This is a genomic window from Paractinoplanes deccanensis (assembly GCF_016862115.1).
GTDB classification, from domain to species: domain Bacteria; phylum Actinomycetota; class Actinomycetes; order Mycobacteriales; family Micromonosporaceae; genus Actinoplanes; species Actinoplanes deccanensis.
Genome location: NZ_BOMI01000113.1, coordinates 1 through 10294, shown reverse-complemented (window position 1 = coordinate 10294; position 10294 = coordinate 1). Strand labels below are relative to the sequence as shown.

Here is a 10294-nt window from a genome sequence, read left to right as displayed (position 1 = left end):
GGGGTTGTTCGGGGCCGTGTCGGCAGGCGGTGCTCCGGCGTGTCAGCGAGGGCTGCTCGGGGACGGCAGGGCGAGGGTTCCGCGGAGCACGCCCCGGGCGGTTCGGGTGGCGACGACTGCCCAGGCGGCGATCAGGGCGGCGTAGAGGAGGGCGGATGCGCCGGCGAGCATCTCCGAGCCGGTGTGGGCGGCCAGGGCGGAGGTGCCGGTGACGCAGGTGCCCACGGGGAAGGTGAAAGACCACCAGGTCAGGCTGAAGGGAAGGTGTTCGCGGGCGGTGCGGACGGTGATCGCGAGGGCCAGGGCGGCCCAGAGCAGGGCGAAGCCCCAGACGGGCACGCCGAAGACGACGCCGAGGGCGTGCAGAGGGCCGGCGTACGACGGGGGCAGGGCCAGGGCCGCCACGCCGCCGAGGAGGTTGATGGCGGTGATCGACTGACCGAGGGGGCCGAGCACGATCCACAGGGTGGGCACCATGCGGGCGGGGCCGATCTTGTGGGTGGCGAGGCGGTGCCAGATCTGCGGGATCACGGCGAACGACGCGATCAGGCTCAGGCCGAACATCGCGTAGCAGGCCACCAGCAGCGTGAGCCGGAGCTGGCCTTCGGGGGTGTGCGGGACGAGCAGCGCGCCGGTCGAGGCCGAGACCATCGGCGGTACGAGCGGCATCAGCCAGCCGCCGAACGGGGAGCGCTCGTCGCCGTCGTGGCGGGTGAACTGGAGGTACGGGACGGCGACCGCGGTGATCAGGCCGCCGATCGTCCCGGCGGTCCAGAGCACCCAGTCCACCGTCACCGCTGCCGGCTCGCCGATCACGTCGCGCCCGGCCAGCAGGGTCGCGGCGCCCACGGTCAGGAGCGCCATCGGCGGCGCGCCGTAGAAGTGCGCCATCACCGGGTCGAGATGGTGGCGCCGCGCGGTCCCGAAGTGCCGCCGCCAGTGCAGCACGGTCGCCGCCGTCACGCCCGCGAGCAGCGTCACCGCCAGCCCCCAGAACGCCACCCCCACAAAGCGCAGACCCGGCACGTGTACGGGCAACGACGTCGCCGCCGTCGCCACGATCCCGGTGCCCATGACCGACGCGAACCAGTTCGGCCCGAACGCCGCGAGCACCGGCCCCAGCCGGCCCGCTCCACCCGCGAGGTGCTCCGCTTCGGACGGGAGAAAGCCGGTCGGGCGCGCCATGCCGTCGGCCGCATCGTGCGCCGAAGCGAGTCGACGGTTGGCGGCGGAGGTGGTGGCTGGGCCGCTGGTGGCGGGGGCCGTGGTGGTCGGGAGGCTCATGACTCCACGATCGGGGTGGGCGGGGATGCCCGGTAGGCGGGCCGATCTTGTGGGGTCACAACCTGGGCTTGTGGGCGGCTACTATCTTGGCTTGTGGTTCTGAGTGCGCGCATGCCCGAGCTGGGTGCCCTGGAAGTGTTTCTCGCCGTGGCCCGGACGGGCAGTCTCAGCGCGGCGGCGCGTGAGGTCGGGGTGTCGCAGCAGGCCGTGTCGGCGCGGCTTGCCGCGGTGGAGTCGCAGACGGGGGTGCGGCTCGCCACCCGGACCACCCGGGGTGCCGAGCTGACGGACGCCGGCGTGCTGGTCGCGCAGTGGGCCGATCGGCTGCTCAGCGTCGCCCACGAGATCGACGCCGGGCTGGCGAGCCTGCGGGACGACAGCCGCAGCCGCATCCGGGTCAGTGCCAGCCTCACCGTCGCCGAGCAGCTGCTGCCGAGCTGGCTGGTCAGTCTCCAGGCCGACGCCGACCGCCGGGGCGAGACGCCGGTGCAGGTGGTGCTCACCGCCACCAACAGCGACACCGTCATCGACCAGGTCCGCTCCGCGTCGGCCGACCTCGGCTTCATCGAAGGCCCGGTGGCGCCGCGCGGCCTGCGCAGCCGCGTGGTGGCGCACGACGACCTGGTCCTCGTCGTGCCGCCCACTCACCGCTGGGCGCGCCGCCCGGACGGGATCGACGCCGCCGAACTGGGCGACACACCGCTGGTCACCCGCGAGGCCGGCTCCGGCACCCGCGACTTCCTCGCCGCCGCGCTGCGCAAGGCCCTCGGCAAGGACCACGTGACCACCCGCCCGGCCCTGGAGCTCTCCACCGCGGCCGCCGTGCGCGCCGCCGTCCTGGCCGGCGCCGGTCCCGCCGTGGTCAGCTCGCTGGCCGTCGCCGACGATCTGCGCGCCGGCCGCCTGCGCCACGTACCCGTGAGCGGCCTCGCCCTGCACCGCCCCCTGCGCGCCGTCTGGCAGGGCCCGCGAGTCCCGCCCGCCGGCGGCGTCCGCACCCTCCTCGCCCACATCGGCGCCCTGTCGTGAGCCCCAGGCGAGAGCGCCCTGCCGTGAGCCCAAGCGAGAGCGCCCCGTCACGAGCCCCGGGCGAAGCGGTACTCCACCTCCGGCCGCCCCGGGCCGCCGTAGCGGGGACTGCGGACCACCTGACCGGTTTCGGCCAGGTGCTCGAGGTAGCGGCGGGCGGTCACGCGGGACGCTCCCATGCGGGCCGCCACCTCGGCGGCGGACAAGCCGGTGGGTTCGGCGTTCGCTCGGAGGACGCCCAGGACCAGGTCGAGGGTGCCCTGGTCGAGGCCCTTGGGCAGGGTGACCGGAGACGTGCCGCGCAGCGAGGCCAGGGCGCGGTCGATCTCGTGCTGGGCGGCCACGGCCGACGTGCCCTGCACCTGGGTGCGGTAACGCGCGTACCCCAGGAGCTTCTCCCGGAAGGCGGCGTAGGTGAACGGCTTGAGCAGGTAGTGCGTCACGCCCAGGGAGACCGCCGAGCGCACCACCGCGAGGTCGCGCGCCGAGGTCACGACCAGGACGTCCGTGCCGATGCCCGCGCCGCGCAGGGAACGGCACAGGTCGAGGCCGAACATGTCCGGCAGGTGCAGGTCGAGCAGGATCAGGTCGACCGATTCGGATCGCAGCGTCGCGAGCGCTCGCTGGCCCGTGTGCGCGACGCCGGCGACGGTGAAACCCTCGACCCTCTGGGTGTACGCGGCGTGCGCCTCGGCGATCAGCGGCTCGTCCTCGACCACCAGGACCCGGATGTCGCTCATGATGCGGCCGGGAGGCGGACGGTGATGGTCGAGCCGGACACCTCGATGTCACCGCCGTGCCGGTCGGCGACCTGGCGGACCAGCGACAACCCGATGCCGCGGCCCTGCGCCTTGGTGGACCAGCCCCGGCGGAACGCTCCGGCGGGAATGCCGGGGCCGGTGTCGCCGACCCGGACGAGCACGACGCCGTCCGTGTCGAGCACCAGCACTGTCACCCGGCGGGGCGGCTCGGTGCCGGCGACGGCCTCCAGCGCGTTGTCGACCAGGTTGCCCACCACGGTCAGCAGGTCACGGCTCGGCAGCCGGGTGCCCTCGATCCGCGACGCCTCGTCCACGATCAGCTCCACGCCCCGCTCGCCGGCCTGCGCCGACTTGCCGAGCAGCAGGGCCGCCACCGCCGGCTCGTCGAGCGCGCCCATGACCTGGTCGGTCAGCTGCTGGGCCACCGCCAGCTCCGCGGTGGCGAGGTCGACCGCTTCCCCGGTACGCCCGAGCTCGACCAGCGTGAGCACCGTGTGCAGCCGGTTCGCGGCCTCGTGCGCCTGTGCCCGCAGCGCCTCGGTCAGCCCTCGTACGGAGTCGAGCTCGCCCGTCAGCTCCCGCAGCTCGGTGTGATCGCGCAGCGTGAGCACGGTGCCGATGGTCTGCCCCTCGGACCGGATCACGCGCTGGTTGGCGACGAGCACGCGATCGCCCGCGAGGACCGGCTCGTCGGCCACCGCGGCCCGGGCGGCGATGAGGTCGCGTACCTCCTCGGGCAGATCGTCGCCGAGCAGGCGCCGGCCCTCGTCGTTGACCAGCGTCACGCGCCCCTCCCGGTCGGCCACCACCAGTCCCTCGCGTACGGAGTGCAGCACGGCGTCGTGGTACTCGTACATCCGGGTCATCTCCGCCGGGCCGAGGCCGTGTGTCTGCCGGCGGAGGCGGCGGCTGAGCAGCCAGCTCCCGGCCGCCGCGAGCAGCAGCGCCAGCGCGGTCGGTATCGCCACTGCCGGCGTACGGCCCACCAGCTTTTGATTGATCGCGTCGGTCGTGATGCCGACGGAGACCAGGGCGATCACCTTGCCGGTCTCGTCCTTCACCGGTACGACGGTGCGCACCGACTCGCCCAGCGTGCCGACGCTCGTCTCGACGACCGTGCCACCGGCGAGCGCGCCGTCGATCGAGCCGATGAACGGCTTGCCGATCAGGGACGGGGTCCTGTGCGTGTACCGGGTGCGGTCCGGCGCCATCACCACGACGAAGTCGGTGCCGGTGGCGGTGCGCACGCTTTCGGCGTACGGCTGAAGGATGGTCGCCGGTGCCGGGCGGCGCACCGCGTCGACGACCGTGGGGGAGCGCGCGACGGTCTCGGCGATGTCGGTGACGTCGTCGATCGCGGCCTGCTCGGCGTCGTCGAGGACGATCAGCACGGTCCCGGCGGTGCCGATGGCCACCAGCGCGGCCACGACCAGCACCTGGAGCACGAAGAGCTGCCGGGCGATGCTCCAGCCCGCCCCGCTGCTGGAGCGCTGTGCTATCGGCATGTTTCGGTCCTGGATCTCGGCAGTAAACAGAATGAACGCAATGGTGCCCCCGGGGTGAGACGCGGGACACATTCTGGGGCATGAAGACCCCGAGGGACCGTACGCACTACCTCTATGTGGCGGTGATCGCCGCCGTCGTGGCCGGCATCGCCGTCGGCCTGGCCGTCCCCGACTTCGCCGTGGAGCTGAAGCCGGTCGGCACCGCCTTCGTCAACCTGATCAAGATGATGATCGCCCCGGTCATCTTCTGCACCATCGTGCTGGGCGTCGGCTCGATCCGGCAGGCCGCCAAGGTGGGCCGTGTCGGCGGGCTCGCGCTCGGCTACTTCCTGCTCATGTCGACCGTCGCGCTCGGCATCGGCCTGGTGGTCGGCAACATCATCCACCCCGGCGCCGGGCTGCACCTGGACCCGTCGATCGCCGAGGCGGGCCAGAAGGCGGCCGGCGACGCGCCGAAGGAGGGCCTCGACGACTTCGTCCTCGGGATCATCCCGACCAGCCTGCTCTCCGCGCTGACCGACGGCGAGGTGCTCCAGACGCTGCTCGTGGCGCTGCTGGTCGGCTTCGCCGTGCAGGCGATGGGCACCCGCGGCGAGCCGGTGCTGCGCGCCGTCGAGGTGATCCAGCGGCTCGTCTTCAAGATCCTCGCCATGATCATGTGGCTCGCGCCGATCGGCGCCTTCGGCGCGATGGCGGCCGTGGTGGGCGCGACCGGCGTGGACGCGCTCAAGAGCCTGGCGCAGATCATGCTCGGCTTCTACGTGACCTGCGCGATCTTCGTCTTCGTCGTGCTCGCGGTCATCCTGTGGACCTTCGCCCGGGTGAACATCTTCTCGCTGCTGCGCTACCTCGGCCGCGAGTTCCTGCTGATCCTGTCGACGTCCTCGTCGGAGTCGGCGCTGCCGCGGCTCATCGCCAAGATGGAGCACCTGGGCATCAGCAAGCCGGTCGTCGGCATCACGGTGCCGACCGGCTACTCGTTCAACCTCGACGGCACGGCCATCTACCTGACCATGGCGTCGCTGTTCATCGCCGAGGCGATGGGCGACCCGCTCTCGGTCGGCGAGCAGATCTCCCTGCTCGTCTTCATGATCATCGCCTCGAAGGGCGCGGCCGGCATCACCGGCGCCGGCCTCGCCACGCTCGCCGGCGGCCTCCAGAGCCACCGTCCCGACCTGGTCGACGGCGTCGGCCTGATCGTGGGCATCGACCGCTTCATGTCCGAGGCGCGGGCCCTGACCAACTTCGCCGGCAACGCGGTGGCGACGGTCCTCATCGGCACCTGGACCGGCGAGATCGACCGGGACAAGACCCGGGCGGTCCTCGGCGGGCGCGATCCCTTCGACGAGTCGACGATGCTGGACGACGGGCCGTCGCCCGCCCCGCAGCCGGTGGCCGCCTCGGCCCCTTCGGCGGGCTGAGTAGCATGATCGGGTGCTTTCCCCGGGGACCGTGCTCAGCGAGCGCTATGAACTGACCGAACGGATCGCCGCCGGCGGCATGGGCGAGGTCTGGCGCGGGATCGACCGCATGCTGCACCGGGCGATCGCGGTCAAGGTCGTGCTGCCCAACCTCATGGCGGACCCCGAGTTCCTCACCCGGTTCCGCTCCGAGGCCCGCATGATGGCCGCGCTGCGCCACCCCGGCATCGTCCAGGTCTACGACTACGGCGAGAACGCGGTGGCCGGCGGCGGCCGCATGGACTACATGGTCATGGAGTTCATCGAGGGCACGCCGCTGGCCAAGCAGATCCAGCAGGCGGGCCGGCTCAGCCCCGCCGAGACGATGCGCATCGTCGCCCAGGTCGCGGACGCGCTCCAGGTCGCGCACGACGCCGGCATCGTCCACCGCGACGTGAAGCCGGCCAACTTGCTGGTACGCCCCAACGGCGCCCTCGTGCTGGTCGACTTCGGCGTCGCCCGCTCGACCCAGGTGACCGGCATCACCAGCACGAACGTGGTGCTCGGCTCGGCCAACTACATGGCGCCCGAGCAGGCGGAGGGCCAGCCGGTCTCGGGGCTCACCGACGTGTACGCGCTCGGCGCGGTCGCGTACTGCTGCCTGACCGGCCGCCCGCCGTACGTGGGGGAGAACCCGCTCCAGGTGCTGGCCCAGCTCGTGTACGGCGAGCTGCCGCCCCTGCCGCCGGACGTGCCGCCCGCGGTCGCGGCGCTGGTGACCCGGGCGCTGGCCAAGAACCCGCAGCACCGGTTCCCGAGCGCGGCGGCGATGGCGCAGGCGGCGCGCGGGGCGGGCCGGCCGGGTGCGGCGGCGACCGTTCCGCATCAGCGCCCTGGTGGCAGCTATCCGCCGGCCAATTCCGGGTCGTTCCGGGGGCCGGCCTCGGGCGCTTTCCCACCTGCCTCGGGCGCTTTCCCGCCTGCTTCGGGTGGTTTCCCGCCTGCTTCGGGAGCGCATCCCGCCTCGAACGCTTATCCCGCCACGGGTGCTGCCCGGGCCGCGGGCGCTGTTCCGCCGGGGACCGCGCGATATCCCACCGGCACGGCGTCTTTCCCTTCGGGCAGCGCCTCGGTGCCGCCGTCGGGAGGCTTCGCGGCCGGGGCCGCCTCCGTCTCGCCGCCGCCCGCCTACGGCGCGGCGGGCGCGGCGTCGGTTCCCTCCGACGGCTACCGCACTCGCCCGCCCGCCGAGGTCGTGACCGGCGGTTACGGCGGCGGCTCGCCGAGCAACGGCGGCACGTCGTCGAAGGGCAAGCGCGGCTCGGTGATCGCCGTCGCGGTGGCCGCTGTCGTCGTGGGCGTGGTCGCGCTGGCGTTCGCCGTCTTCGGAGGGGACACGGGCGACGGCGGCAACCCGGGCACCGACACCGCCGCCCTCAACCCGGTCACCGAGACCACCGGTGCCGCCGCGGACGAGACGACCAAGGCCGCCACGCCCAAGCCGACGAAGACCAGGAAGACCACCAAGCCGACCGAAGCGGCCACCCTGCCGGCCGAGGAGCCCAGCGAGGACGAGGAGGAGGCCCCGGCCACCAACCCGAACTCGCCGACCGATCTCTGCGGCGACGGCTTCAAGGTCATCGACACGGCCACCCTGACCGGCGGCGCGGGCACGGTGGGCCGGGTCTATCTGCTCTACTCGGCCGAGGGCCAGGAGAACTGCGTCGTCACCATGCGCACCAGCGACCTCGGCGAGAAGGCGGACGCCTCCGCCTTCCTGGAGGTGCAGGGCAAGGACCGCGACACCGACGGCGGCGAGGTCGACTTCTACGCCGGCCCGGTCAAGGCCGAGGCCGCGAAGACCTGCGTCATCTGGGGTGGCTCGATCGACGACTTCTCCTACGAGAGCCCGCCCGAGCACTGCAGCTGATCACGACAGGACGGGGAACAGGTCGGTCGAGGCGCGCCCCGTCGCCGCCTCGATGAAGTCGACGGGCGGGGCGACCCGGGCCAGGACGAGGGCCGTGTGCTCGAGGCCCTCGGCGGGAACGGCGGGCTCGACGTCGAGAGCCCGCTGCACGTCGAGCAGGTGCACGGTGGCCTCGAGGATGCCGATGCTGACGGCCTCCTCGAGCGGCATGACGGCCCGCCCGAAGTAGTCGACGCGGACGGGGCCGAGCTTGCGGGCGGCCTCGATCGCCCGCGGCCCGATCTCGGCGAACTGCGAGACCATCTGCTCGACCGTGTACTTGGTGGCGTCCTCGCGGCCGGCGCTGGCCACGTGGCTGCGCATCGTGTTGGCCACCCCGTCCGGTGCGTTGAACTCGGCCAGCAGCGCGGCGGCCGACGCGTGGGTGGGCGGGGCTTCCGTCACCCACTGCTCGACCAGCACGGCGAAGCCGAACGGCCATTGAGCGGCGTGCGCCCACAGATTGCGTACGGTCCAGTCGTCGAGCCGCGTGGCCCGCTCCCAGTCGGCGTCGTCCAGGGTGCGCCCGGTCGCCGCCCACACCGACCAGAGCGCATCGAGCGTGTTGAGCCGATCATCGATGGTCATGGCTCGACTGTACTGAGACCCGGATCACAGCTCGATCCCGGCCCGCGCATCGTGCCCGCTGGACGAGCCTGCCGCGCGCCGCCCTCTCCCGCCGCCACCTCGTGCCGTGATCTCGTGCCGCCACCTCGCGCCGTGATCTCGTGCCGCCACCTCGCGCCGTGATCTCGTGCCGCCACCTCGTGCCGCCACCCCGCGTTTCGCAGGCGGCCGCCGATGCTGTAGGGGAGAGGCTAGGTTCCTAGGACGGTCTGCGGGCCGTGTGCCCGAGCGCTTACCGCGAACGGGCGCCCCGGCGTCGCTCGTGGACACCGGGACGCCGGCTCAGGCTTCCGAAGACGCGGTGCTGGGCGCGAGCGCCCTCAGCAGATCCGTTGCCGGCTGGTCCAGGGGGCGCTGGGTGTTGGACAGCAGCACCACACCGACGCGGTTGTCCGGGTCGAAGCCGGCGAAAGAGCTGAAGCCCGCGGTGCCGCCGTTGTGCCACAGGTGGGTCTGGCCGCCCAGGCGGGCATGCAGCTTGCGGCCCATCCAGCCGAGGTGGATCCAGGTGAACGGGTTGATCTGGTGCTTGACCTCGCGGGTCAGGCGGATGGCCGGGTCGTCGGCGTGATCCAGCTGGTGGCGGAGGAACGCGAGCAGGTCGCCGGCGGTCGAATGGAGTGCGCCGGCGCCGGCCATGTCGGCGAGGTGCCAGGGCGGGGTGGCGCGGCCGCGGCGGGTGTGGCCCTGGATCAGCCTCGCCGGGTCGGGGATGGGCAGCGCGGTCTCGCGGGCGATCAGGTCGGCGTAGGTGGTTCCGGCGCGGCGGGCGAGGGCCAGGCCGAGCAGGCCGGCGCCGAAGTTCGAGTAGCGGAAACGCTTGCCGGGAGTAGCGGCCAGTCGGGTGCGGGCCAGGGCGGCCAGCAGCATGGGGGTGGTGCAGCCGGCGTACGGATCAGGGTCGTTGGGGTGCAGCAGCAGGCGCGGCAGCATGCCGGTGGGGAGCCGGGGGAGTCCGGCGGTGTGCGTGGCCAGGTGCCGCAGCGTGATCGGGGTGTTGTCGCGGGACGGGACCTTCGCGTCCGGCGGGAGGAGCGCGGCGAGCGGGTCGTCGAGGGAGACCGTTCCGGCCACGGTCAGGCGGGCGAGGGCCAGCGCGGTGAAGACCTTGGTGATCGAGCCGATCTCGAAGACGTCGTCGGTCCCGGCGCTTCCGGCGGCCCGGACGGCGCTGTCGTCGCCCGCGAGGACTCCGACGACGGCGCCCGCACGGTTCTTGACCAACTCGTCGGCGGTGCGCTGCGCCAAGCTCTCAAGATCACTCATCGCTCCATGATGGGCGGCGGGTGCAAGCGGCAGCTGTACGGGGAGAGCGCCGCCAAACGCAGGACCCGCCGCCCTGTGGGTGGGCAGCGGGTCCGGGCGCGGGTGTTCCCGTCGGGTCAGAAAGTGGCGGAGGTGGTGGCGGTAGTGGTCTCCGCGCCGGTGGCGCCCGCCTCGCCGGTGGTGCCGGTGGCGCCGGTCGTGGCGGCGCCGGTGGTGTCGGTGGCGCCCGCCGCGCCGGTGTCGCCGGTGGCGCCGAGGTCGGCAGTGGTGCCGGTGTCACCGGTCGTCGCAGTGGCGTCCGTCGCGCCGGTGGTGCCGGTGGCGCCGGTCGCGCCAGTCGTGTCGGTGGCGCCCGTCGCGCCAGTGGCGTCGGCGCCGCCGGTCGCGCCAGTCGTGTCGGTGGCGCCCGTCGCGCCAGCGGCGCCGGTCGTGTCGGTGGCGCCGGTGGCGTCC

At 73.2% G+C, this 10294-nt stretch carries 8 protein-coding genes and 1 pseudogene; 3 read left to right on the top strand and 6 right to left on the bottom strand.

Annotated features, from left to right (window positions below; all coding sequences use genetic code 11):
* Positions 1-42: 42 nt before the first annotated feature.
* Entirely contained in the window at positions 43-1284 is a 1242-nt protein-coding gene (locus Ade02nite_RS28080) for a TDT family transporter (protein ID WP_239169108.1), read from the bottom strand.
* Positions 1285-1395: 111 nt separating this feature from the next.
* Here Ade02nite_RS28080 and Ade02nite_RS28075 point away from each other — a divergent pair, with 111 nt between their 5' ends.
* Positions 1396-2313 (top strand): LysR family transcriptional regulator, encoded by a 918-nt coding sequence (locus tag Ade02nite_RS28075; RefSeq protein ID WP_239169107.1) that lies wholly within the window; start codon positions 1396-1398, stop codon positions 2311-2313.
* 47 nt (positions 2314-2360) lie between these two features.
* On the opposite strand, the gene Ade02nite_RS28070 is transcribed toward Ade02nite_RS28075, so the two are convergent.
* The gene (locus tag Ade02nite_RS28070; RefSeq protein ID WP_203770345.1) at positions 2361-3053 is read right to left on the bottom strand and encodes a response regulator; all 693 of its coding nucleotides are present in this window, start codon (positions 3051-3053) and stop codon (positions 2361-2363) included.
* Positions 3050-4579, bottom strand: coding sequence for an ATP-binding protein (locus tag Ade02nite_RS28065; RefSeq protein WP_203770343.1), 1530 nt, complete (start codon positions 4577-4579; stop codon positions 3050-3052). The genes Ade02nite_RS28070 and Ade02nite_RS28065 overlap by 4 nt, the downstream gene beginning before the upstream one ends.
* 80 nt (positions 4580-4659) lie before the next feature.
* On the opposite strand from Ade02nite_RS28065, the gene Ade02nite_RS28060 reads away from it, so the two are divergent.
* Complete coding sequence (locus Ade02nite_RS28060) at positions 4660-6000, top strand: cation:dicarboxylate symporter family transporter (protein WP_203770341.1); 1341 nt, start codon at positions 4660-4662, stop codon at positions 5998-6000.
* 13 nt (positions 6001-6013) lie between these two features.
* Positions 6014-6883 (top strand): annotated as a pseudogene (locus tag Ade02nite_RS50975) (serine/threonine-protein kinase); the annotation flags it as partial.
* Between the two features lie 1026 nt (positions 6884-7909).
* On the opposite strand, the gene Ade02nite_RS28050 reads toward Ade02nite_RS50975, so the two are convergent.
* From Ade02nite_RS28050 to Ade02nite_RS28040, 3 genes are all read right to left on the bottom strand, one after another.
* On the bottom strand, positions 7910-8536 hold the full coding sequence (locus tag Ade02nite_RS28050; RefSeq protein ID WP_203770330.1) for a maleylpyruvate isomerase N-terminal domain-containing protein: 627 nt from the start codon (positions 8534-8536) through the stop codon (positions 7910-7912).
* Between the two features lie 321 nt (positions 8537-8857).
* Positions 8858-9841, bottom strand: coding sequence for a serine hydrolase domain-containing protein (locus Ade02nite_RS28045; protein WP_203770328.1), 984 nt, complete (start codon positions 9839-9841; stop codon positions 8858-8860).
* A gap of 116 nt (positions 9842-9957) precedes the next feature.
* Positions 9958-10294 (bottom strand): hypothetical protein (locus Ade02nite_RS28040; protein WP_203770326.1); only part of this gene is annotated, 337 nt, incomplete at its 5' end.

Coding starts and splice junctions, on each gene's coding strand:
- Ade02nite_RS28050 (WP_203770330.1), bottom strand. CDS start 8,536: ATGACCATCGATGATCGGCTCAACACGCTCGATGCGCTCTGGTCGGTG.
- Ade02nite_RS28045 (WP_203770328.1), bottom strand. CDS start 9,841: ATGAGTGATCTTGAGAGCTTGGCGCAGCGCACCGCCGACGAGTTGGTC.
- Ade02nite_RS28070 (WP_203770345.1), bottom strand. CDS start 3,053: ATGAGCGACATCCGGGTCCTGGTGGTCGAGGACGAGCCGCTGATCGCC.
- Ade02nite_RS28075 (WP_239169107.1), top strand. CDS start 1,396: ATGCCCGAGCTGGGTGCCCTGGAAGTGTTTCTCGCCGTGGCCCGGACG.
- Ade02nite_RS28080 (WP_239169108.1), bottom strand. CDS start 1,284: ATGAGCCTCCCGACCACCACGGCCCCCGCCACCAGCGGCCCAGCCACC.
- Ade02nite_RS28060 (WP_203770341.1), top strand. CDS start 4,660: ATGAAGACCCCGAGGGACCGTACGCACTACCTCTATGTGGCGGTGATC.
- Ade02nite_RS28065 (WP_203770343.1), bottom strand. CDS start 4,579: ATGCCGATAGCACAGCGCTCCAGCAGCGGGGCGGGCTGGAGCATCGCC.